The sequence below is a fragment of the Polluticoccus soli genome, from assembly GCF_029269745.1.
Classification (GTDB): domain Bacteria; phylum Bacteroidota; class Bacteroidia; order Chitinophagales; family Chitinophagaceae; genus Polluticoccus; species Polluticoccus soli.
This window is the reverse complement of record NZ_JARJHT010000003.1, coordinates 41,993-65,155: the sequence shown is the minus strand read 5'-3', so window position 1 is coordinate 65,155 and position 23,163 is coordinate 41,993. Positions and strand designations below refer to the sequence as shown.

At 47.0% G+C, this 23,163-nt stretch carries 26 protein-coding genes and 1 tRNA gene; 12 read left to right on the top strand and 15 right to left on the bottom strand.

All coding sequences use genetic code 11. The annotated features are described in order from the left end of the window. Positions 1–123: 123 nt before the first annotated feature. Positions 124–194: transfer RNA gene (locus P2W83_RS16560), tRNA-Gln, on the bottom strand. A gap of 186 nt (positions 195–380) precedes the next feature. Here P2W83_RS16560 and mrdA point away from each other — a divergent pair. From mrdA to P2W83_RS16545, 3 genes are read left to right on the top strand one after another with little or no spacing between them, the layout of a single operon-like run. Then, entirely contained in the window at positions 381–2,417 is a 2,037-nt protein-coding gene (gene mrdA / locus P2W83_RS16555; RefSeq protein ID WP_276134883.1) for a penicillin-binding protein 2, read from the top strand. Next, entirely contained in the window at positions 2,398–3,729 is a 1,332-nt protein-coding gene (rodA, locus tag P2W83_RS16550; protein WP_276134882.1) for a rod shape-determining protein RodA, read from the top strand. The genes mrdA and rodA overlap by 20 nt, the downstream gene beginning before the upstream one ends. 11 nt (positions 3,730–3,740) lie before the next feature. Beyond that, a complete protein-coding gene (locus tag P2W83_RS16545) occupies positions 3,741–4,487 on the top strand; it encodes an MBL fold metallo-hydrolase (protein ID WP_276134881.1) in 747 nt (248 codons plus the stop codon). On the opposite strand, the gene P2W83_RS16540 is transcribed toward P2W83_RS16545, so the two are convergent. Genes P2W83_RS16540 through P2W83_RS16530 form a run of 3 tightly spaced genes read right to left on the bottom strand, consistent with a single transcriptional unit; the run spans position 4,484 to position 6,249 of the window. Then, positions 4,484–5,032 carry a hypothetical protein gene (locus P2W83_RS16540; protein WP_276134880.1) on the bottom strand — a complete coding sequence of 183 codons (549 nt, stop codon included), beginning with the start codon at positions 5,030–5,032 and terminating at the stop codon, positions 4,484–4,486. The genes P2W83_RS16545 and P2W83_RS16540 overlap by 4 nt on opposite strands. Continuing rightward, positions 5,001–5,657, bottom strand: coding sequence for a hypothetical protein (locus tag P2W83_RS16535; RefSeq protein WP_276134879.1), 657 nt, complete (start codon positions 5,655–5,657; stop codon positions 5,001–5,003). Before P2W83_RS16535 ends, P2W83_RS16540 begins: the two co-directional genes overlap by 32 nt. Before the next feature lie 31 nt (positions 5,658–5,688). Next, a complete protein-coding gene (locus tag P2W83_RS16530; protein WP_276134878.1) occupies positions 5,689–6,249 on the bottom strand; it encodes an RNA polymerase sigma factor in 561 nt (186 codons plus the stop codon). Positions 6,250–6,352: 103 nt separating this feature from the next. On the opposite strand from P2W83_RS16530, the gene fmt reads away from it, so the two are divergent. Beyond that, positions 6,353–7,285, top strand: a complete 933-nt coding sequence (gene fmt / locus P2W83_RS16525) for a methionyl-tRNA formyltransferase (protein WP_276134877.1) — start codon at positions 6,353–6,355, stop codon at positions 7,283–7,285. On the opposite strand, the gene aroQ is transcribed toward fmt, so the two are convergent. Continuing rightward, a complete protein-coding gene (gene aroQ, locus P2W83_RS16520) occupies positions 7,265–7,705 on the bottom strand; it encodes a type II 3-dehydroquinate dehydratase (protein WP_276134876.1) in 441 nt (146 codons plus the stop codon). The two genes, fmt and aroQ, sit on opposite strands and share 21 nt — an antisense overlap. A 74-nt stretch (positions 7,706–7,779) precedes the next feature. Here aroQ and P2W83_RS16515 point away from each other — a divergent pair, with 74 nt between their 5' ends. Both P2W83_RS16515 and xerD read left to right on the top strand, forming a co-directional pair. Beyond that, complete coding sequence (locus P2W83_RS16515) at positions 7,780–8,241, top strand: MarR family winged helix-turn-helix transcriptional regulator (RefSeq protein WP_276134875.1); 462 nt, start codon at positions 7,780–7,782, stop codon at positions 8,239–8,241. A gap of 10 nt (positions 8,242–8,251) precedes the next feature. Beyond that, positions 8,252–9,151: a site-specific tyrosine recombinase XerD gene (gene xerD / locus P2W83_RS16510; RefSeq protein WP_276134874.1), complete on the top strand. Its 900-nt coding sequence runs from the start codon at positions 8,252–8,254 to the stop codon at positions 9,149–9,151. Here the strand turns inward: xerD and P2W83_RS16505 are convergent, their stop codons facing one another. From P2W83_RS16505 to uvrA, 3 genes are read right to left on the bottom strand one after another with little or no spacing between them, the layout of a single operon-like run. Further along, positions 9,152–9,772, bottom strand: coding sequence for a Type 1 glutamine amidotransferase-like domain-containing protein (locus P2W83_RS16505; protein ID WP_276134873.1), 621 nt, complete (start codon positions 9,770–9,772; stop codon positions 9,152–9,154). It abuts the gene before it with no gap. Continuing rightward, positions 9,769–10,290: a hypothetical protein gene (locus P2W83_RS16500; protein WP_276134872.1), complete on the bottom strand. Its 522-nt coding sequence runs from the start codon at positions 10,288–10,290 to the stop codon at positions 9,769–9,771. The genes P2W83_RS16505 and P2W83_RS16500 overlap by 4 nt, the downstream gene beginning before the upstream one ends. 37 nt (positions 10,291–10,327) lie before the next feature. After that, positions 10,328–13,069 carry an excinuclease ABC subunit UvrA gene (gene uvrA / locus P2W83_RS16495; protein WP_420831820.1) on the bottom strand — a complete coding sequence of 914 codons (2,742 nt, stop codon included), beginning with the start codon at positions 13,067–13,069 and terminating at the stop codon, positions 10,328–10,330. Positions 13,070–13,587: 518 nt separating this feature from the next. Here uvrA and P2W83_RS16490 point away from each other — a divergent pair. After that, positions 13,588–14,526, top strand: coding sequence for a toxin-antitoxin system YwqK family antitoxin (locus P2W83_RS16490; protein ID WP_276134870.1), 939 nt, complete (start codon positions 13,588–13,590; stop codon positions 14,524–14,526). Positions 14,527–14,686: 160 nt separating this feature from the next. Then, a complete protein-coding gene (locus tag P2W83_RS16485) occupies positions 14,687–15,508 on the top strand; it encodes a hypothetical protein (RefSeq protein ID WP_276134869.1) in 822 nt (273 codons plus the stop codon). Positions 15,509–15,512: 4 nt separating this feature from the next. Here the strand turns inward: P2W83_RS16485 and P2W83_RS16480 are convergent, their stop codons facing one another. Then, positions 15,513–16,013 carry a GNAT family N-acetyltransferase gene (locus P2W83_RS16480; protein WP_276134868.1) on the bottom strand — a complete coding sequence of 167 codons (501 nt, stop codon included), beginning with the start codon at positions 16,011–16,013 and terminating at the stop codon, positions 15,513–15,515. 49 nt (positions 16,014–16,062) lie between these two features. Between P2W83_RS16480 and P2W83_RS16475 the strand changes: the two genes are divergently transcribed. Together P2W83_RS16475 and P2W83_RS16470 are read left to right on the top strand one after the other, a co-directional pair. Next, the gene (locus tag P2W83_RS16475) at positions 16,063–16,539 is read left to right on the top strand and encodes a nuclear transport factor 2 family protein (protein WP_276134867.1); all 477 of its coding nucleotides are present in this window, start codon (positions 16,063–16,065) and stop codon (positions 16,537–16,539) included. Between the two features lie 514 nt (positions 16,540–17,053). Beyond that, positions 17,054–17,236: a hypothetical protein gene (locus P2W83_RS16470; protein WP_276134866.1), complete on the top strand. Its 183-nt coding sequence runs from the start codon at positions 17,054–17,056 to the stop codon at positions 17,234–17,236. Here the strand turns inward: P2W83_RS16470 and P2W83_RS16465 are convergent. Both P2W83_RS16465 and P2W83_RS16460 read right to left on the bottom strand, forming a co-directional pair. Beyond that, the gene (locus P2W83_RS16465; RefSeq protein WP_276134865.1) at positions 17,229–17,633 is read right to left on the bottom strand and encodes a hypothetical protein; all 405 of its coding nucleotides are present in this window, start codon (positions 17,631–17,633) and stop codon (positions 17,229–17,231) included. The two genes, P2W83_RS16470 and P2W83_RS16465, sit on opposite strands and share 8 nt — an antisense overlap. Before the next feature lie 119 nt (positions 17,634–17,752). Further along, positions 17,753–17,947 (bottom strand): hypothetical protein, encoded by a 195-nt coding sequence (locus tag P2W83_RS16460; RefSeq protein WP_276134864.1) that lies wholly within the window; start codon positions 17,945–17,947, stop codon positions 17,753–17,755. A gap of 141 nt (positions 17,948–18,088) precedes the next feature. On the opposite strand from P2W83_RS16460, the gene P2W83_RS16455 reads away from it, so the two are divergent. Next, a complete protein-coding gene (locus P2W83_RS16455; protein ID WP_276134863.1) occupies positions 18,089–19,810 on the top strand; it encodes a M14 family metallopeptidase in 1,722 nt (573 codons plus the stop codon). Here the strand turns inward: P2W83_RS16455 and P2W83_RS16450 are convergent. From P2W83_RS16450 to P2W83_RS16440, 3 genes are all read right to left on the bottom strand, one after another. Further along, positions 19,807–20,046, bottom strand: a complete 240-nt coding sequence (locus P2W83_RS16450; protein ID WP_276134862.1) for a 4a-hydroxytetrahydrobiopterin dehydratase — start codon at positions 20,044–20,046, stop codon at positions 19,807–19,809. The genes P2W83_RS16455 and P2W83_RS16450 overlap by 4 nt on opposite strands. A gap of 31 nt (positions 20,047–20,077) precedes the next feature. Further along, a complete protein-coding gene (locus P2W83_RS16445) occupies positions 20,078–20,464 on the bottom strand; it encodes an SET domain-containing protein-lysine N-methyltransferase (protein WP_276134861.1) in 387 nt (128 codons plus the stop codon). A gap of 69 nt (positions 20,465–20,533) precedes the next feature. Further along, positions 20,534–20,980: a septal ring lytic transglycosylase RlpA family protein gene (locus P2W83_RS16440; protein ID WP_276134860.1), complete on the bottom strand. Its 447-nt coding sequence runs from the start codon at positions 20,978–20,980 to the stop codon at positions 20,534–20,536. A 318-nt stretch (positions 20,981–21,298) separates the two neighbouring features. Here P2W83_RS16440 and P2W83_RS16435 point away from each other — a divergent pair, with 318 nt between their 5' ends. Then, on the top strand, positions 21,299–22,555 hold the full coding sequence (locus tag P2W83_RS16435) for a Na+/H+ antiporter (RefSeq protein WP_276134859.1): 1,257 nt from the start codon (positions 21,299–21,301) through the stop codon (positions 22,553–22,555). 78 nt (positions 22,556–22,633) lie between these two features. On the opposite strand, the gene P2W83_RS16430 is transcribed toward P2W83_RS16435, so the two are convergent. Beyond that, entirely contained in the window at positions 22,634–23,095 is a 462-nt protein-coding gene (locus P2W83_RS16430; protein ID WP_276134858.1) for a septal ring lytic transglycosylase RlpA family protein, read from the bottom strand. Positions 23,096–23,163: the final 68 nt, after the last annotated feature.

Below are 23,163 nucleotides of genomic sequence, written 5' to 3'. Positions count from 1 at the left end.
ACTGAAAAAAACAGTTTGTAGTATAGACGGGAAAAAACTCGGGAACGTTTATGCTTTGAGCATAATTTAATGGCGAAGAAGCCAAAAAGAAAAAGACCTTGTATTGCAAGGTCTTTTCTCGAGTAGTCCGACCTGGATTCGAACCAAGACAAACAGAACCAAAATCTGTTGTGCTACCGTTACACCATCGGACTAACTGCGTTAGCGGGATGCAAAGGTAATTCGTGTTTTGTAAAAAGGCAAAACTTTTTTTCGAAATATTTTTTTTCGCAACTAACAGAAGGGGATAAAATTAGCAGAGCATTATGTTTTTGAATGACAGTAGTATCAGCTTTTTCAAGTAGGTTTGCGATAGAAGTTTTATTAACGCTTTTATTATCATGTCCATAGCGGCCAACCCGCGCCAGTTAGTCATCAGGTTCCTGTTTATCGGTATTGCATTAGTGATATTGGTAAGGTTATTCATCCTCCAGGTTTTCGAGGATCAGTATAAGATCATGGCCAATGATATTGCTATTTATCGTAAAGTGGTATATCCGCCGAGAGGTGTGATCTATGACCGGAAAGGAAAAGTGATGTTGTACAACCAGGTGGTATACGACCTGCTAGTGACACCCAATAATGTTTCCAAAAATCTGGATACAACCTCTCTGTGCGATGTACTCGGCATCGACAAACCGACCTTCGAAAAACTGCTGACCCGTATACGCATCAAGAATGGCCCGATGCGTAAAGGCGCTATTATCGAAGAGCTTTCACCTGCACAGACTGCGAGGTTTCACGAAAATCTTTATATGTTCCCCGGCTTCGAACTGTCGGAGCGGCATATACGCACATACCCCAATACCAGCTCGGCAATTATGCTTGGGTACATTGGTGAAGTATCGCCAGCTATGCTGAAGAAGCCACGATATTCAACTTACCAGCAGGGGGACTATGCAGGTATTGCCGGCCTGGAGAACAGCTATGAAGAAGTGTTGCGCGGCCAGCGTGGCGTATACTTCTTGGAGCGGGATAACTTCAACCGTCCTACAGAACCATATAAGCGCGGTACTTTAGATACTCCTGCTATAGCAGGTCGTAGCCTTGAATTGTATCTCGACGCAGAGCTGCAGGCATATGCCGAAAAGCTGTTCGTGAATAAGATAGGCAGCGCCGTGGCGATAGATCCCAAGACAGGTGGTATCCTGGCCATGGTGAGCGCGCCTACCTATGATCCTAACCTGCTGAAGGGTAGGGAACGGTCAAAGAACTATTCGAAACTATATTCAGACGCCACACACCCGTTGTACAACCGCGCCACACAGGCGTCTTACCAACCTGGTTCTACTATGAAACCAATGACCGCGCTGATAGCGCTGGACGTTGGCGCCATCACGCCTTCATTTGGTTATCCATGCGGTGGTGGTTATTTCCAGTGCGGTCGTGGTATAGCCTGTACCCACTCCGGTGGCGGCCACGCAGCTAACTTAAGGCTGGCTATTGCCCACTCGTGCAACGCCTACTTTGTACACTGTTTCCGCCTTATTGCCGATTCTAAGAAGTTTGGCAACGTAAAGGTGGGTACACAGGTATGGAGCCAGTATTGTCGTGAATTTGGTTTCGGCCATAAGACGGGCGTTGATATACCATACGAAGGCACCGGCCTTGTACCAGATAGTAACTTATATAATAAGATGTATCGCGGCGTGTGGAACTCCTGCACCAATCTTTTCGTAGGTATGGGACAGGGTGAGATCGCGGTTACTCCACTTCAGATGGCGAATGCTATGGCCTTTATCGCAAATAAAGGTTACTACTATACACCGCACTTTGTGCGAGCTATAGGTGGCAACCCGAATGATACCATTCTGAAAAAGTACCAGGTAAAACACAAAGTGACTCATATACCTGATACAACCTTCTCGATAGTGGCCTTGGGTATGCAGGATGTGGTAGAGCATGGTACAGGTAGGGTAGCACAGTTACCGGGACTGGAGATATGTGCAAAAACAGGTACGGTTGAAAACAAGGCTGTAGTGAATGGCCAGGCAATGAAGATGAAAGACCACTCTGTGTTCGTGGCCTTCGCCCCGCGCACCAACCCGAAGATCGCCATCGCCGTAATTGTAGAAAACGCCGGATTTGGTGCTACGTGGGCAGGTCCGATCGCGAGTCTGATGATGGAAAAATACCTGTTTGGTCATATCGATAGCAGTAGGCGTCCCCTGGAAGACCGGATGTTGGGTGCAAACCTGATCAATCCTTATATCGACGACATCGATTCAGCCAATAAACGGAAGGATAGGGAGCGTGAGATGATCAGGATTGCGAAGCAGCGTTACGAAGACAGCATCATTCACAGAAGGGATTCGATCTACATAAACAGGTGGTTAAGAAAAACATATTTAGAGGCAAATGACCGAAAATCAAGGTAAATCCGTTTTTAGCAGGCTCGATGGCATAACAGTACTGTTATATCTTGCCCTGGTAACGATCGGGCTGCTCACCGTATTTTCGGTTGAATACAGGAGCACAGACCCGAGCATATTCATGATGAACAAAAGCCACATGCGTCAGTTCACGTGGCTGGGTATCTCGTTGTTTGTCGGCCTACTCATTGTGTGGACGGATACAAAGTTCTTCTCATCTTTTGCTTATCTGTCGTACACCATGGGGCTTTTCCTGTTGGTGCTTACCATATTCGCAGGTGTAGATGTAAAGGGCTCGCATTCGTGGCTAGGTGTCGGTAGTGTACGTTTTCAGCCCGGTGAGGTCTGTAAGATATTTACTTCGCTGGCACTGGCTAAGTTTCTATCGTCGCCCGAAACCAATTTTAAAACACTCAAGCATAGGCTGATCGGTGCCGCAATTGCGCTGGTGCCCGCCGTGTTGATCATATTGCAACAGGAGACTGGTCTTGCGCTTGTGTACTTCTGTTTCTTCCTGGTGATGTACCGCGAAGGATTACCCAATGCAATACTGATCCTTGCATTTTCGATCATTATCCTTACGCTGGCCACGCTGCTTGTCGATCGCACTACGCTATTCATAGTGCTCACCGTCATGGCTATAATAGCCGGATGGCTGATGCGTCGCGACCTGAAGAAGTACGGCATTGCCCGCATCATCTTTATTGCTGCGTTCGGTATTTGTGTGGTATTCTCGCAGTTTGCAGTGCCGTTCATTTTTAAGAATGTGCTGCAGAAACACCAGATAGAACGTATTTACTCCACCCTTGGGCAGGAAGTACCGACAGAATACATGAAGGTGGCTGAAGGTGAGGAACCGACCGGCAAGAAAGTAAATACTTCAGAGTACAATGTTATTCAATCGAAGATCGCTATCGGTTCAGGCGGTTTCTGGGGTAAGGGATTTCTGAATGGTACATCTACAAAAAATGAATTCGTTCCGGAGCAGAATACCGACTTTATCTTCTGTGCTGTCGGTGAGCAGTTCGGCTTTGTGGGTAGCGCTATATTGATCATGATATACGTATCATTAATGCTGCGTATTCTTTACCTGGCCGAACGGCAGCGTTCTGCCTTCAGCCGGATATATGGTTATTGTGTGGCATCTATCCTGTTCTTTCACTTTGCTATCAATATTTCTATGACCATCGGCCTGGCTCCGGTTATTGGTATCACATTGCCATTCCTGAGTTATGGTGGTTCGTCGCTGTTGTCATTCAGTATCCTGGTGTGTATACTTTTACGTCTCGACTCCGACCGATCGGTTATGATACGTTAACTTTGCAGCCCATGGCAAAGATATTCCCGTTATCCGAAGGCGTTTTTACGATTGGCCACGACAAGCAGTTTGTTCCTTTCGACCTGGAAAAAGATATTCTTACCGACCGGCCTACTGGCTCGTTGCTGGTAGAGATACTTCCTTTTCTTATTGTTACCTCAAAAGACCTGATCGTATTTGATACAGGTCTTGGCTTCAAGAACAGCGACGGCGTGTTGCAGATACATGCCAATATCCGCGCCTGTGGTTACGAGCCTGAGCAAATAACTAAAGTGTTGCTGTCGCATTTGCATAAAGACCACGCCGGTGGAGTAGTATACAAAGATGATAACGGGCTGGTAAAAACCACATTTGCCAATGCTGACTATTACATTTATCGTAACGAAGCAGATTTTGCATTGAAGAAAGGCTTGCCCTCATATCATCCATCAGAGATCGAGCCGCTGCTTTCCAGTAGCCAGGTGAAATGGACAGATGGCGAAGAAGGAATGATAGATGGCTACATCAAATACACGCATTCAGGCGGACATTGTCCTGAGCATATCGTGTACCTGGTAGATGACAACGGCCACAAGATATTTTTTGGTGGAGATGAGGCACCACAGCTGAAGCAGATGAAGATGAAGTACGTGGCCAAGTATGATTTTGATGGCAAAAAAGCAATGGCCCTGCGTGAGCAATATGCTGAGCAAGGCCATAACGAAGATTGGGATTTTCTTTTTTACCACGATGTGAAAACGCCGGTAGCAAAGCTTTAGCGGCCTGGCGGCGGTCCGCCTCTGCGTCCTCTGCCATTGCCATTACCATTGCTGCCTCCGCGATCCCTAAGGTTTTCCAGCAGCATGCGCTTGAAGTCGCGTTCGGCTTCGTACATCTTAGCCAGTTGCTGCGCAGAGATCACCCGGAGAAATTCGTCCCGATACTTACGTTCCACATTTAGGCGTTCTTCCCTGAATTCAATATTATCATCCACAAACTGGCGCGACTGGAACTCGTTCCTGGAGCCGCCCTGTTGTTGAGGGTATTTACTGCGAAATTTGCGGCGCACATCGCGCTGCTCGTCCTCATAGCGGTTGTATACAGGCCAGAATCTTGAAGACTGAGCCGGTGTCAGTTGTATACGCTCCTTAATAAAATCTGCTTTTATCGCACGTATACGCTCTCCTTGTTCGCCGCGTGGTTGTGCTACTGCCGCGAGGCAAGTGAACAGTATACAAGCAATTAAATATCCTATCTTTTTCATTTTCTTCTCCTCCGCAAAAATAAACGCATTAGTTGGTTGTGTTCCAATCTGTTTCTTCAAGGTATTTATCTATCTCCTCATCGGTCAGCGATTGTAACTCGCTATTATTAATTGTGCTTTCCAGCACCTCCATATCAAACTCGTCGATATTCTGACTCACATAATCACTGATCACATCGGCTGGTAGTTTCGCCAGTTCTTCGCTAGGGGTTAATTGTGCAGGCGTCAACATCCTGTAAGAGCCTATACCCAAAGCTGCAACCAACATGGCGGCCGCTGCCCATTTTACGCCTTTCTGTATGTGCGTGGTAAATGGTATCACCCGCCCTTTCTTCTTCCCTTCAGCTTTTGCTGCCTGTAGCATTTGTTCAGGCAGTTTGTCGAAATAACCGGCAGGTACTTCAAAAGGATTGCTTTTCGGTAGTTCCAGTTTTGGTTGCTCCTGCACGAGGGCAAGTATCATAGCCGGCAGCTCCTCAAAATAGCCTTCCGGTACTGGCAGCGGTGTTTCTTTCGACAGGTTTAAAAGGTCGTTGCTGCCTTCCAGCGATATTTCAGCGATCAGTTGTTTCTCAAAATTGCTGAAATAGCCTTCCGGCACTGCGTAAGGCATGGCGCGCGACATGTCAGCCAATGGGCTGCCCAAGCTCCTCAGTTCGTCCAGTATGTCGTTATGCTCTTTCATTTTCTTTTAGACCGTTTCTTTCGTTCTTCGTTTAACTGTTCAGTATGTACGCTTCCACTTTTTTAACAGCATGGTGGTATGACGCTTTGAGCGAGCCCACCGATGTATCTAATACGCCAGCCATTTCTTCATAAGGCATTTCATCATAATACCTTAGGTTGAAGACTAGTCGCTGCTTTTCGGGCAGCGATTGTATGGCTTGCTGCAGTTTCCACTCCAGCTTGTTAGCATCAAATCCCTTTTGCGCTTCCAGTTTACCAGCTACCGATGATTCTGAATCGTCGAGCGATATGGAACCGCGACGTTTTTGCTGCTCCAGCCAGGTTAGCGTCTCGTTGGTGGCAATGCGGTATAGCCAGGTGTACAGGTTCGATTCCTGCTTAAAGTTCTCCAGGTTCTTCCACACTTTTATGAACACATTTTGCAATACGTCGTTCGCATCCTCGTGTTCCACTACCATACGGCGGACATGCCAATACAGCCGCTGCTGGTATTTTCGTACCAATTGTGTGAAGGCTACTTCACGGGTTTTCTCGTCTTTGAATGACGCCAGGATAATACTGTCGTCAATTTCTATGGCCGTTCCGGACATCCAGCTCCCTTTCGTTTATATATAATAGACAATCTTAAGTTAGGAAAGTTTAAGCTATAAATGTCGGCAAAATGTTAAATCAGGTTAGTTTTGCAGCGATTTTATGCCTTCTTTATCCGATCTCCGCATTGTATTCTACGGCACGCCAGACTTTGCCGTTGCCTCGCTCGACGCCCTGGTTCAGGCCAGAGCAAACGTTGTAGCCGTTGTTACAGCGCCCGACAAGCCCGCAGGCCGCGGTATGCAGCTGAATGCCTCAGCAGTAAAACAATATGCCCTTGAAAAAGGGTTGTCGGTTTTACAGCCGGTCAAGCTAAAAGACCCAGAGTTTATTGCGCAACTGCAGAGCTTGAAGGCTGACCTACAAGTAGTGGTAGCATTCAGGATGATGCCTGAGGGGGTGTGGAATATGCCGCCAATGGGTACCATCAACGTCCATGCGTCGCTACTTCCGCAATACCGTGGTGCGGCGCCTATCAACTGGGCGATCATTAATGGTGAAACAGAAACTGGTGTAACAACCTTCAAACTGAAACACGAGATCGACACGGGCGATATACTGCTGCAAAAGAGTACTCCGATAGAACCCGCGGACAACATCGGTACCTTATACGAAAGGCTGATGAAAATGGGAGGCGAACTGTTGGTGGAAACTGTAAAAGGTCTTGCTGAAGGGACCATCAACGAGATCCCGCAGCAAAGTGTCGCTTCATCAGCATTGAAGCATGCGCCTAAGATATTTAAGGAAACTACCCTGATCGACTGGGACAAGCCTGTTCTTGATATCCATAACCTGGTAAGGGGGCTTTCTCCGTACCCGGTGGCGTATACTATGCACAACGGCAAGTTCCTAAAGATATACATCTCACACGCGGAAGCAGCCACACACGGAAAAGAGCCTGGGACGCTGGACACAGACGCTAAAACTTACCTGCGCTTTGCAGCTAAAGACGGCTGGTTGTATTTGGATGAACTGCAGCAGGAAGGCAAAAAGCGCATGGATGTTACCTCGTTCTTAAGAGGTTTTAGAGGCTAGTTTGTCGATGAAGTATTCAATAGCCAGAGCATAGCCCTTTAGCCCAAGACCTGTTATGCAGCCAACGCACTTAGAGGCTGTAATAGAGCGCTGGCGGTATTCTTCGCGGGCGTAGATATTGGAAATGTGAACTTCTACAACCGGTATGTTGATAGCGGCAATAGCATCTGCCAGGGCTATACTGGTATGGGTGTAACCGCCACCATTTAAGATAACACCCTCTACTTGTCCGCGGCAGCTATGTAGATAGTCTATCAGTTCACCCTCAACGTTTGATTGATAGGTACGTATTGCGATATCTTTGTATTTTTGCTTTAGACTGTCGAGAAAAGCATCGAGCGGTACATTCCCGTAAATGTCCTGTTCCCTTGTTCCAACCAGGTTTAGATTTGGTCCGTTAACAATTGCTATCTCCAACATTTTTAAATTTTATGCAAAATACTGAGCCGTTGCTTATTTTTGTATTGGAACAAAGAAATATATAACATACCTGCATGTCGATCCTTGAAGATATCATCAAAACAAAGCCCATTAAAGACCCCTATTCCCGAGCTTTTCTAAACATCATGTACACCGGTACCTGGCTCCTTAGCCGCATTAACCAGGTGCTGAAGCCTTTTGACCTGACTGAACCTCAATATAATGTGCTACGCATCCTGCGCGGCCAGCAAGGTGAGGCTATGCCTTTGTTCGAGATCCAGGAACGGATGATCCAGAAAATGTCGAACGTATCGAGGCTGATAGACAAGTTGCTGGAAAAAGGACTGGTAGTGCGCAAAGAGTGCCGCGATAACAGGCGCAAGGTGGATATTATGATCACCAAAAAAGGCCTGGACATGCTGGATGCTGTTGAACCTAATCTCAATAGCCTGTTTGACGGGGTGGCTAAAAACCTGAAAAAAGATGACGCTCGCTTGTTAGGCGAAATGCTGGACACCTTGCGTAAAGACTTGTAATTTAGCGTCCGTGTGGGACGCATACCTAAAGGGATTTAAAGCTTATTTACAGTTAGAACGTTCACTGTCTGATAATACAGTGGAGGCGTACCTGCATGACGTAGCTCTGCTGGGCGGTTTCGTTGCGGATAACTACAGCGGACTTGGTGTAGACGCCATAGAGCTGAAGCACCTTCAGGCGCTGACGGAGCATATCAATAAGCTCGAACTCTCGGCGGGCACGCAGGCAAGGGTCATTAGCGGTATCAAAGCATTCTATCGCTACCTTTCGCTTGAGGAAGTGGTGAAACAGGATCCTACTATGCTGCTGGAGGCACCTAAGCTGAAACGAGCCCTGCCTTCTTTTCTTAGCATCGATGAAATAGAACAGCTGTTTACTGTTATTGACCATAGTACACCAGACGGCCAGCGCAACCGCGCTATGTTGGAAACTATGTATAGCTGCGGATTGCGTGTGAGTGAACTGGTCGGCCTCACTATTTCCAGCCTTTACCTCGACATTGGTTTCGTGCGCGTAGTAGGTAAGGGTAATAAAGAACGCCTGGTACCTATTGGCGATAGTGCTGCGACGCAGGTGAAGCTTTATAAAGACCACGTACGCCCTCATATGCCGATAAAGCAGGGGCAGGAAGATATACTCTTTCTTAACCGCAGGGGCAGCAAGCTTTCGCGGGTCATGGTGTTCATGATATTGAAAGACCTGACTGCTAAGTGTGGCATCAAGAAAAACATTCACCCGCACACGCTACGCCATTCATTTGCTACGCACCTGGTAGAAGCTGGTGCCGACTTACGTGCTGTGCAAGAGATGCTGGGGCACAAGAGTATTACCACTACCGAGATATATACGCACCTTGATCGCAGCTACCTGCGGCAAACGCTGGAGAAATACCACCCGCGTTTTGCTTAGTTATTTGATAATAACCACCTCGCCATCGTGCAGGGCTTTGAACAGCATCTTGTGGTCGATGTAGTACTGTACTACTTTCTCGGCCAGTGGTGATTCAAAATGGTCTGACCTGTAATGCGGAACGATGTAGTAGGGGAGGATCTCTAATCCCTCCCAGATAGTTTCATGTTCTTCTCCGTAAGGTTTTACGTTGGGATCATCGGCAAGACGTATGCCCTTAAGCGAGTGCGAAAGAACGCAAACACCTGCACTGTAACCACCATACACTTTGTTCACCCTAGCTACCCACATCGATTCAAGTATAGTGTCCATGCCACTCAGCTTCATGGCTTGTCGCAGTACGAAGGTATTGCCGCCTCTAACCCAGATGACGAAATATTTATGTAACTCGTGTTTGAGCGCATCGCACTTGCCGAAATAGTCTTTGAGATCAAGTACTGTTGGTTCGAGGCCCGCCTGCCGCAGGTCTTCGAGATCGCGGTCGATAAGATGTTTTACTTCTTCCGGATCCATGCCATCGCAGGCATTGGGAATGAACGCAGCCTTGTTTTCATCGCCGATAAGTTCTTTTAGCTTATCGACCTTGTCACCCATTCGGTATGAAGAGAGATACAGTTTCATCGGGAGTAGTCGATCTTGTGTTGTGGTAAGTTACGGCAATCGGTCGGTGAATAGCGTATGCTGTACGGACTGGAAGTGTTCAGGTATTCGCGACCTGTTTTTTCATTGAAGGATGGAACTTGCTGGAGCATATCGTTGCCATCCTTTTTAAACGAAATGTCTATCGAGTCTTTCTCACCCTCCTGGTCATAAAACCAGGTGCCGAAGATAATGTCGCCATCCCGGCTGCCGCGTATATTGCCGAAGCGCGCATCTTTTTCATGTGGAAGATACATGAGCGCGCCCGTTACGTCATCTCCGTCTATCACGAGTTTCAGCACTTTGGTATCCTGTATGGTAGCACCTTCTACCAGCAGGTAACACATGCTGTCTATATCCTTCGTCGTCAGGTCGGCCGCACTTTCGTCGGTTTCAAGCAGCGTATCTACCTCGCGGGTTTCCTCGTCTGTTCGATTGTTGTTGCAGGATGCCAGCATCCCGGCAATAAGGATGGCTGAGAAATATTTCAGCATGTTCATACGATAGGGTTTACTTAATAATTGTACCAATACTCTGCTACATATATCTGCCTGTATAACTTTCTTTTATCTTCTTCAATCCTTCGGGTTCGCCTTCGTACAACAGGTGGCCACCATTGATGCCGCCCTCGGGCCCGAGATCGATCACCCAATCGGCGCTTTTGATCACATCGGTATTGTGTTCTATCACTATGATGGAATGTCCGTTCTCTATCAGCGCATCGAATGAAGCCAGTAGTTTTTTGATGTCGTGGAAGTGCAGGCCGGTTGTAGGCTCATCAAATATGAACAACACTTTGTCTTTGCCCGCACCCTTGCCCAGAAACGAAGCAAGTTTTACACGCTGAGCTTCACCGCCGCTGAGGGTATCACTGCTTTGGCCAAGCTTTACATAACCCAGACCCACATCGGTAAGTGGCTGCAGGGCTTTGGCCAGTTTCTTTTCGTCTTTGAAGAACTCTATGGCTTCATCCACACCCATATCCAACACCTGGAACACGTTCTTGCCGCGGTAAGTGATCTCCAGCACCTCGTCTTTAAAGCGCTTGCCTTTACAGCTTTCGCACAGCAGGTGCACGTCAGCCAGGAACTGCATCTCAACAATTACTTCACCTTCACCTTTACAAGTATCACAACGGCCACCGTCGGTGTTAAATGAGAAATGCTTTTCTGCAAAGCCGCGCATCTTGGCCAGTGGTTGCTTAGTGAACAGCTTCCTAATCTCATCCCATGCTTTGATATAAGTAACAGGGTTACTGCGGCTCGATTTGCCTATCGGGTTCTGGTCTACCATCTCTACATGAGTGATGCGTTCCAGGTCGCCCGTAAGCTCTCTGAAGTGCCCCGGTCTTTCGGTGCCCTCGCCCAGGTGTTTTTGCAGGGCTGGGTAAAAGGTTTGTTTCACCAATGTGGTTTTACCGCTACCGCTTACGCCGGTTACAACACAAAGCAGGTTCAGCGGAAAATCTACAGCGACGTCTTTCAGGTTATTTTGGCGGCAGCCTTCTATTCGTATCGCACCTTTTGGTCTGCGTTTTATCTTCGGTACATCTATGGTTAATTCGCCGCCCAGGTATTTACCAGTCAGGCTGCGCGGGTTGGCTACCAGCTCACGATAATTGCCTGCTGCCACTACTTCGCCACCGAGGTGACTGGCCAGCGGACCCATATCAATGATATGATCAGCCTCGCGCATCATCATCTCATCGTGCTCTACCACTACCACGGTGTTGCCGAGGTCGCGAAGGTTTTTCAGTACACCTATCAAGCGCTCTGTATCACGTGAGTGTAGGCCGATACTCGGTTCATCGAGGATGTATAAAGAATCGGTCAGGTTACTGCCCAAAAACTTGGTGAGCTGTATACGCTGGCTTTCACCACCACTCAGTGTGTTGGCGAGGCGGCTTAGCGTCAGGTATCCAAGACCCACATCGAGCAGTGTCTTCAGTCTTTGGTCTATTTCTATTTGTATACGTTTGGCAATAGCGGCATCGTGTTCGTTCAGCTTCATGCCTTTGAACCATTCGTACAGTTCATCGGCAGGTATGAACATCAGCTTGCCAATAGTAGCTCCGCTCACCTTTACATAGCTTGCTTCTTTGCGCAGGCGGGTACCCTCACAGGTCGGACAAACAGTACGGCCACGGTAGCGGGCCTGCATCACGCGGTATTGCACCTTGTACAGGTTTTCCTCTACCATTTTGAAGAAATCGCGGATGCCATTCACTTTGGCATTGCCTTTCCACAGCAACTCGTTTTCAGCATCAGTCAGGTCGGCTATAGCTTTGTGTATCGGGAAATCGAACTTAGATGCGGTGCGGATGAAGGCAGCTTGCCATTCGCTCATCTTCTCGCCGCGCCAACAGGCTACGGCGCCTTCGTACACACTAAGCCTGCGGTCAGGTATTACCAGGTCTTCGTCTATACCCAGCACTTGTCCAAAGCCTTCGCATTGCGGACAAGCACCGTATGGGTTATTGAAGGAGAACAGGTTGGGCGTGGGTTCTTCAAACTTCATCCCATCGGCCTCAAAGCGGTTGTTGAAGTTCACCATCTTTTTGCCGTCCAGCTCCAGCAGGCAGTCGCCCTCGCTTTCATAGAAGGCTGTCTGTATACTATCGGCCAGGCGGTGCAGGTCGTCTTCGTCAAAGTCTTTGGTCACTATGCGGTCTATCAGCAGGTAGATCTCTTTGCCTTTTGTGACCAGTTTTGTTGTTTCAGGGTCGGTATCTGCCAGCACGTCTTCAATGCGTATCGGCTTGTCTACACTCTTGGCATGCACACGGCTGAAGCCTTTTTGCATCAGGATATTCAGCTCTTCTTTTACACTGCGGTTGTAGCGCGTTATCAGTGGTACTATGATCTGCACCTTGGTACCCTTAGGCAATGTCTCCACGTAGTTCACCACATCGGTCACATCGTCCTTCTTCACCTCGTTCCCGCTGATGGGGGAAAATGTATGTCCGACGCGTGCAAACAACAAGCGCAGGTAATCGTATATCTCCGTCATGCTACCCACGGTACTGCGGGGCGTGCGGGTGGTTACCTTTTGTTCAATCGCAATAGCCGGACAAATACCGCGGATGTAATCTACATCGGGCTTGTCCATGCGCATAAGGAACTGGCGGGCGTAAGCGCTGAGGCTTTCCGCGTAGCGGCGCTGGCCTTCGGCAAACAGGGTATCCATGGTCAGGCTCGATTTGCCTGAGCCTGATACTCCGGTCACTACCACCAGTTTGTTTCGGGGAATGGAGGCATCCACATTCTTGAGATTGTGCATGCGGGCTCCTTTGATAAATATTACGTCACCACCGCCGTGGTCATTTAGCGGGGTTTCTAAATTGTGCTCTAGCTGTGGCTGGGATATTCCTTCTACCGACTTAATTCCTTTCTTCTTTGCAGCCGTTTTCTTTTCTGCCATAATCTGGACAACAAAATTAAGGGTTTGGCAACAGGTAAAACGTAAAAGCTGGAAAGCAATGCTGAAGCAGCTTTCGAATCAAATTTGTTACAGTTTGTTGTCGTTTTTGAAGGTTTTTTAAACTGACAGACTTGTAAATCAAGTGGTTGCGATCATAATGTTTCTTCTGTGTTGTATAGGCGATTGCTTTCATGTGAGTTGTGTTTTGTTGTCTGAAACGGAATTTGTGGAATTAAAGAATTCCCGGAATTGGTGACGAGCTCTGCCGTAAACCTCCGGCATTTACCATAGCAAATATACAAAATATTGGCAACATATTAAAATTTGGTTCATCCGAGTTGGCTATCTTTGGTTTGCCGCTTTAATTCCGGTTTTCTATGAGAACGTTTTTCCTGATCATATTGCTTGCTGCAGGCTGTCAATCCATCGCGCAAAAGAAAGTAGAATATTACCCTAACGGTGCCAAGAAGTTTGAGGGCGATTATTTCTATGCCTGGAAAACCGCTGATGCTGGCGAAATGGTCTGGCCGCTGGATACTACCCAACTCTACGATCCGAGACAGAATAAAGTAGAAGAACTGGACCTGTACATGAACATGTTCCCTACTAAGGAATTTGAGGGCATCTGCACTTTTTACTTTGTGAATGGCCAAAAGGCTTTCCAGGGCAACTATAACCGCGGTGTAAAGAATGGCAAATTCAACTATTGGTGGGTGGATGGCACGTTGGTGGCCGAAAAGAATTTTGTGAATGGTATGGCGGATGGTAAATGGGTGGCTTACGGTCTTTTTAAACAGGCCATGGTCACCGAGAGCTATAAGGCCTTTACCCAGGCGCAGCTGGAAACGGTGTTTAACGATGTGGTCAAGGAATTTACAAAGGACGGTTATTCTGAAGCCGACAGGCTGGACAAAGACTGGTGGCATATGGAAAGCCGCCGCAGAATAGAGTATGATGAGAGCAACACCGCGCTGGCTGGCGCCGAACGATTTGTCAGCCAGTTCTATGATTTTACAAAAGTGCTGCAGCAGCGGTCTATATGGGACGGTGAGTTTATTTACCTCAATAGCGAGACGAAGAAGAAGGCTATCGAGATGTATTTTAAAGACAATGTACCTATTGATACCTGGAAAGTTTGGGATGGAGAAGGTAATGTGGATATGGAAGGCACGTTCAAAGGCGGTAAGCTGGTGAAGTTTAAGGACTATCGTGTTGCTGCTACATCGCCGACACCCGCACCGCAACAGTCAGAGCCAACCAAGACGCGTAAAGGAAAAAAGCAGGCTGACGAGCAACCGCTGCAGGACAACCGGTAACTATTATCTACTCTGTGTAATTGCGCTGCAGCCAGCGGATGCTGGCAAGGGGGTGGGGCGAAGTAAATACTTCGACCAGAAGTGGTTTAGGTCGAAGTGGCATGGGGATTATGCTATAATTCGTCGCATCAGTATACTATCTTACAGCAAACCGGTTTTTATGAAAACTATCCTATTTGCTCTTGCCCTTTTAGGTGCAGGTGTATCGTTTGCTCAGGTTCCCGCCCAGCAGCTCACAACGCCTGACCTTGAAAAAATCGCGTCTGGTATTGCGGACGAAGCGATGTTGTTGTACAGATCAGAAATGGCTTCATGGTACGGAACTGATATCTTTATGGCCAAATATGATGACAAAAGTAAGATTGGAGGCTATTTTTCCTATCCCGAGGGATTGATAACGAAATGCATCTTCTTTTCTAAAGCCGAAACGCCAGTTGTAATTGGAACGGTCTCATTTGATACAAGTTATTCGCTGGAGCAGGGTTTTGCCAGTCTTGAAGAGCGAAGCTTTACACCACTGGAGCATGAGTATTACACGTTGAGGAAAAAAGCCGCAGAAGTGTTAGAGCGCGACACAAATTTTAAATACTACCGTGGCACGCAAATGAATATTGTACCATTGGTAGATGCGAAGAGAAAGGACGTGTATGTGATGACTGGTACGAGCGAGCCTGGGATGCTTTTGCTTGGTAACGACTATCTAATTCGTTTTGGCGATAAATACGAAGTGAAATCAATGCAGCCGATGCACAAAAGTCTTATTCAATTCAAATATCCTGCTGAGGAATCAAACACTATGGGGCAGCTTCATACGCATCTTCCCGAATTTAGTCCTTACATCACGCCTACTGATATTTGCACGGTGAAGTTATATGAAAAGATCACGGGTCAGTCGCAGGTGTCGACAGTATCGGAAAAATACATTTCCATTTGGTCGGGTAAAAGCTTGGTGATCATACCTAAAGATAGAATCGGAAAATAGTGGCCTACACCAGCACCTTCCGCATTACAAAATCGTTCATCTGGTAGCCGCGGCCAATGTCTATGTCTTCTTCATAGGCTATAACAAAGCCCATTTTTTCATAAAAGCTCTTAGCAGGGTTGTAACGGTTCACGTTTAGCTCCAGCGTTGTTTTGCCTGCGTTGAGTACTGCTTTTTCTACTTCTGCTAATAACAGTCGGCCAAAACCACTGCCATGCGTTTCCGGCAAAACATACAGCTTATGCAGCTTGTAGATCGCAGGATTTTCTTTGCGCGGAGAGTAGGCGGCAAACCCCATGGGTCTGTCATTTTCGATAAGTAGGAGATACGTCTGCTCGTCTGTGCTGATCTGTGTTTTTATGCTCTCGAGATCGTACATGGTATCGAGCATATAATTTATCTGCGGCTCGGTGAGTATTGGAGTGTAGGTGGGCCACCACACGGCCTCAGCAAGGTTGCGGATGGTAGCGGCATCGTCAATAGTTGCAAAACGTATCAAAGTCATCGGCGACAAGTTAAAGAGATTAGGTTAATTTTAGTGAAACACACCACTCATGAAACGTTTGTGTATACCGGTCCTCATCATACTGTTGGCTTCCTGCTCACAGCCGGGGCACCCACTTTCAGGGAAACAAAAAGCACAAGTCACCAAAGAGGTAGAAACTGTCCTGAACGATTACTACAACGATATAAGGAAAGACGGATTGCTGGCTGAATTTGAATACCTTGATAGCACCGCTGACTTTTTTTGGGTACCTCCAGGCTATGATCGCAGCCTGGGATATGATTCGATAGCAGCTATCATTAAACAAAACGCGTCGACCGTTCGCAGTATTGATAATAAGTGGCTGAGTCTGCGCATAGTGCCACTTTCAAAAGATATGGCTTGTTATACCGGCAAACTGGAATCAGTAACTACTAATACATCTGGTGTAGTTAATTCGATGATTTTGATGGAAACAGGCTCGGTCATCAAGCGCCCCGACGGGTGGAAATTGCTCTGCGGGCAAACATCTGCAACGCGACAATAGCTAACGAAAAAGCCCGGAAGAATCCAGGCTAATTATTTACATTCTTAATAGAAGTAAATGAAACACTGCTTATATAGACCTTGCTTACTTGCGTTTAGTTGGGTGAAAAAGCCTGTTTTAACATAAATATGACACAACGAAAAATAAAGGCTTTTTGTTATTAACGAATGATTGCTGTTTTTGGTGTGAATAGTAACCTCGCAGCACAGAGATTGACATTAGCGTGACCGGGCCGTTTTGTCTAAAAAGGTGAATTGCAGTACATTAGCATTAAATTTGAACTGTGCGTCGAGTTATTGTTTTCTCTGCCTTACTATCTATCGTCCTTCTTTCTTCCTGCTACGGTCCGCGCAAGGCTACCGGCTGTCCCGGCCAGCGCACCCGTCCACCTAAGGGTTTTGTAGCGGTTCCCCAGCCAATAAATAGCGGTTTTTCGCAAGGTTTAATAACCTTGGGCTAGAACTACCTACCAATTAGTTTTTGCATTATTTTTAAGCAAAGAATAATTTATAGTATGAAACGTTTTACTACTGTTGCGGTTTTATTGTGCATTGCTGTAGGTATGTCATCTTGCCTGCGCCAAAAGTATAGGTACGGTCTGCGTCGCAACAACCACGTGCAGCCCACTAAGCACAAGATGTTTGTAAAACAGCACACTAAGGAAGAGAAGACCATGTTCTTCGCGAACGCTAAATAATACCCTGCTCGCGCAGTATTTTTTTAATATTCTTCCGTATGCTGACGATCCTGCCGAAGCGGGAGCCTGTTACTATGCAAAATGCAAGGGCGGTCAGCATATTCCCCGTTATCCAGTGAGCTAGTATCCAGTTACGGCTGAGTGAGAAACTCATGTATACGATGAGAATGATGATGCCGGTGGTGTCGCGTTTGGCGATGACCTGCTCCAACTCTTCGTGCCACATGATTTTAGACATACGGCCGGCTGCGTAACCTATAATCATGCCGAAAGCCCAGCCGCCTGCTGCCTGTAGGGCATTGATATAACCCATCAGTATATCGTATAGCGAAACGATAAGCATGGCAAAAAAGATAGCCAGGTAGATATACAGCTTCCTCTTGAGCCTCTTGTGCACATAATGCCTTTGTTTCGTTCGTATCGCGTCCGGTTGCATTTGCTCTAAAATGAACAGCCGGGCTCCCTTCTATAAAGTGGTCCCGGCTGCCTCGTATGAAACAAACAATCCTAAGTCCTTCAAGCTGAGGTAGGGATAACAGTCTCCAGAATAATATCTTCCTGAGTCTTAGTGCCAAGCGTATAAGCATCCATTACGGCCTTTCTTATCTCCTCATACATCCCATTACCTTCCAAAGGACATGCAATCTTAGAAAACGTCTCATCAATCAATCGTGCCAACAATTCTTCTTTCATAGCATTTCCATCTTTCATACACCTCAGGTAAAAAAACGCGTGCCAGCCATATATTACAATCGTTAAACAGCTTAACGGGTTGATTAAATAAACCTTAAAGCTAGACAGTCATCTCATCAGGAATTAGTTAAAACAGCTCTTCAGTAGTACTTTTAAACCATGATGAAAAAGCTGCTTTTATTACTGGCTATCGCTCATGTAAATGCCAAAGCTCAGCAACTAACGGTGTTTGAAGAGAGTAAAGGGAAACGCTCAGCTACCTACTTACAAACCATTGATTTCTATAATGCTTTGGATAAAAAGTACTCAACAATAAAGATGCAGGAAGCTGGCGCTACAGATGTGCTATACCCGCTTCATGTGGTGCTGTGCAATAATCGCAGCAATTTTAATATTGATGAGTGGAAAAATAGCGGCAATATCGTCATATTGATCAATAACGGTATACATCCCGGCGAACCGGACGGCATCGACGCCAGCATGATGCTGCTGCGCGATATCGCCTCGGGGAAGGTTAAGCTGCCTGATAACGTGATGCTGGCCGTTGTGCCTGTATTCAACATCGGAGGGGCCCTAAACAGGAACAGCACCAGCCGCACCAACCAGAACGGACCTGAAGAATACGGTTTCCGTGGCAATGCACAAAACCTCGACCTGAACAGGGATTTCATCAAGCTGGACGCTAAGGAAACGCAGAGCCTGGTGCAGCTCTTCCATAGGTTGGATCCGGACCTGTTTATCGATAACCACGTAAGTAATGGCGCCGACTACCAGCACCTGATGACCTTGCTGGCTACCCAACACAACAAGCTGGGCGGTAGCATGGGTACATACCTAAACAAGCAACTGGAACCGGCTATTTACGCCGATATGAAAAAGCGTGGGTACGACCTGGTGCCTTACGTAAATCACTGGGGGCATACACCTGATAAAGGTTGGATCGCATTTCACGAGGGGCCAAGGTTTGCCAGCGGGTTTGCTGCGCTGTTTCAGACGTATGGTTTTGTGCCGGAGACGCACATGCTGAAGCCATTCAAGGATAGGGTAGAGGCGACTTACGCACTGATGCAGAGCCTGATCAATACAGCATCTGAAAACGCAACGCAGATAAAAGCCACAAGGAAACAAGACAGGGAAGCGATACAGAAGGAAAACGCTTTCACGCTGGAATGGGCGGTTGATACGACGCAGCCATCGACCATAGAATTCAAAGGGTACGAGGCAGGGTATAAGCCAAGTGGAGTATCAGGACAACCAAGATTGTACTATGACAGAAGCAAGCCGTACAGTAAACAGGTACCGTTCTACAATACTTATGTAGCCAAATCAGAAGTGCCCGCGCCAAGAGCGTATGTAATACCACAAGGATGGGGCAGGGTAATTGAAAGGCTGAAGATGAATGACGTTCAAATGCAACCATTGCAACGTGATAGTGTGATGGAAGTACAGGTATATACGATCACCAACTATGAAACTGGCAAACGTCCTTACGAAGGCCACTACCAGCACAGCAATGTGCAGGCCGCAAATGAAATGAAGAAGGTGAGAATGATGAGAGGCGATTACATCATTCCGATGGATCAAAAAGCTAAGCGCTATTTAATAGAAACGCTGGAACCAACTGCTCCTGATGCCTTCTTTGCCTGGGGATTCTTTGATGCCATACTGCAGCAGAAGGAATATTTCAGTGACTACGTGTTTGAAGACGAAGCCGGTGAAATGCTGAAAAAAGATCCGGTGCTAGCAGCCCGGTTAAAACAAAGGTGTGCCGCAGATACGGCTTTTGCTAACGATGCTGAAGCGCAACTAGAGTTTGTATACCGCTGTTCGCCGCACTATGAGGCGGGACATATGAGGTATCCGGTGTTTAGAGTAAACTAATTAGCGGTAAGCTTGTCGATTGACTGCGCTAGCTTTCTATCCCTATCCGTTACTACATCACCGGCATCGTGGGTGTTGAGCCACACTTCTACCTTGTTCCAGACATTGGTCCAGCGGGGATGGTGGTTTTGTTTTTCGGCTATCAGCGCCACGCGGGTCATGAAGGCGAACGCTTCTGAGAAATCTTTGAAAGTAAAACTTTGGTAGAGGGCGTTGTCTTTTTCTTCCCAGGCCATAGTGGATTAGTTTAGATGTGAACAAAGGTCATTAAATAGTCTCAAACCAAACCGTCTTATCATCATTCCAGTCGCCATTATAATTAATGGTGAGTTCTTCGCCCGGTTCAATATGCCGCACCGATCTGATCATGATGGTATTATCATCATAATTCATGAAATATTCGCAGTTGGATTCATACGAATGATTGTACACTGAGATATACCCCTGTGCCATGCAGCACATAACCATCCCTTTGGGTGTCCATTCAAATATATAGTCGTGCAGTAATGTCTGGTCCAGCAGTTTGCGTTCTTTCTCCGTCATTACTATAACCGGGGAGAGCTCGACGATGGTATCGGCTGCTATGTCTTCACTGGTGAAGACGCCGTTGCCGCGGCCTTCGCTTTGATCAATATATATGGAGCCAAGGATCATACGGCAAGTTAAGCAAAAAGAAAAGGCCCCCCGAAGGGAGCCCACTCTTAAATCTGTATGGAACAAAAATTATAGCTTGTTGCCACGTGCTACTTCCCTTTCCTGCGCCAGCAGTTGTGGGCGTGCCTCTTCAGCACTTACACGTTCTACACGTACGTTGGTGATGCCTTTCTGCTTAAACCTCAGGCTTGTAGCGGCCTGGCTGGTAAGGTCTATCAAACGTTTATTAGCAGCGTTCATACGATCGTTGATACGCACATATACTACTTCTCCATTGCTCAGGTTTGTTACTTTGGCATAGGTACCCAGTTTCAGGGTATTGCTAGCTGCGGTGAACTTATCCTGGTCGAAGATCTCGCCGGTAGAGGTTTGGCGACCTTCAAATTTATTATGGTAATAGCTGGCAATTCCGTTCGCTTGCGCTGGATTGGTTATTTTCCTGCTTTGTGCTTCAGCGTTGAGATTCATGCTAAGACCCGCAACAACGATCATCATACTCATTACAAACTTCCTCATACTCTCTATCGTTTTGTGAACAGCAAAGGTCCCCCCAAATAGGCTCTTAACCAAGTCGGCATAAATCTAAAAACTAATATGTCCAGTTAAAACGGTGTGAACCAAACTGCCCGGTTTGGGGTGATTTTTGTATGTAAGTGGTTGATTTTCAGCATTGTGAGGATATATAGCCCCCAATTCCCTTAACATAGCTTTGAGGGATAGTTGCATATGTGAAATGTATATGCGTACAGAAGGTTCGATTTCTCCTCAGATAAAAAGCTATTATGTTTGGTATATCTTTCCTGTTTCAAACGTCGGCTTAGTAAAGCCTGGTTTATGGAGCATTACACAACCATATTAGCTATCCTCGGGGCTATGATCATCCTTTCAGCCCTGGCGGAGCAGATCAGGGTGGCATCCCCAATATTGCTGATCGTGATGGGTATCGCCATAGGCTTTATCCCGGGGATGAATAAAATAGAAATTGAGCCGGAGATAATATTTCTCCTCTTTTTACCGCCCCTTTTATATGAGGCCGCTTTTAATATTCCCATCAGGGATTTCAAAGAACATTTCAGAACTATTAGTTCGATGGCTTTCGGGCTGGTGTTTTTAACTACAGGCTGCATCGCTGTCGTATCATATTACCTGATTCCCGGGATGACCTGGCCGCTCGCCTTTGTGCTTGGGGCTATACTGGCCGCGACTGATGCTGTAGCGGCAATGAGTATCACCAAAAACCTGGACCTGCCGCATAAAACTAGAGTCATACTTGAAGGCGAAAGTTTGTTGAACGATGCATCGGCCCTGGTTGCCTATCGTTTCGCCGTAGGCGCCGTGGCGGGTACAGCCTTCATTTTTTGGAAAGCCACCCTTACTTTTCTTGTACTACTGGCGGGGGGAGCCGTAGTTGGTTTTGTGATGGGGTTCCTTGTCTCACGGGTTTTACGGTTGGTGAAAAACAACTCCCTGGCCATTTTGAGTGTTCTGTTGCTGTCTCCTTTCATTGCATATATAGTAGCAGAAGAGTTTGAGTTTTCGGGGGTGATAGCGGTGGTGGTGTTGGGCCTCGTAATGTCCCTTTTCAGCAGGAAGAACTTTCCGGAGCTGATAAAAAATGAGTCTGAAACGATCTGGCAGCTAATAGCCTTTCTTCTGAATGGTTTTATCTTCATCATGCTTGGCCTTGAAGTGCCGGTGGTGGTCAATGCCATCGAGAGCAGCATGATCTGGCAGTACACAGGCGTAGCTTTGCTCCTTACAATCACGGCGCTGGTAGTGCGTACGGTCAGGGTGTTTCAAATGCGTAAGTCGTTGCAACTCGCCCAGCAGCACCCCAAATTCAAAAACAGGGGCATCGATTTTTCCGAAACGCTCATGCTGAGTGCTCGCGAAAGCCTGATCATCAGCTGGTCGGGGATGCGTGGCATCGTTTCACTGGCTATAGCAATTGCCCTGCCAAAGACCCTTCCGAATGGTGAGGTGTTCCCGTTGAGGTCTGAGATCATATTTATAACTACGCTGGTTATACTTTTTACCATCCTGGGCCAGGGTGTAGTGCTTCCCTTTATAGTGAAAAAATCACAAGATTGATCTTAGTGGTCTTGAGGCCTAAAAAAGACAGAGCCCCCGTTTGGGAGCTCTGAATAATGTTGTGTGTTAATCCGTCTTTTAAAGTTGGCTTTCCTGTAGGCCGGCCTCTTTACGCTGGGCCAGTATTGCAGGTTTAGCCTCCGAAGCAGGTACGATCTCTACCTTGACTTTGGTAATTCCTTTCTTGTGGAACTCCAGTTTTTTGGCAGCCAGGCTGGTCAGGTCTATCACACGGGTGTTAGACTTAGCCATGCGGTCGTTGATGCGAACATAAATGACCTCTCCGTTGGTAAGGTTGGTAACTTTTACATAAGAGCCGAGCTTGAATTGGTTGCTGGCTGCTGTAAAGCGATCATTGTCAAAAACCTCACCTGTAGCGGTCTGGCGTCCTTCAAACTTGTCGTGGTAGTAGCTCGCTAAGCCTTTCTTCTCAGCAGTAGCGGTCTTTACCGCTTCTGTTGCAGGTTCGTCACAAACCTGCTGAGCTTTTGAGCTCAAGCTGCCTGCGGCGAACATTAAAGTAAGTACCAATAGCCTCATACACGTTCAAATTTGGTTGCAAAATACTGTTAAAAGCCCAAACGGCCAAGTTCTTTATTAGGATTTGA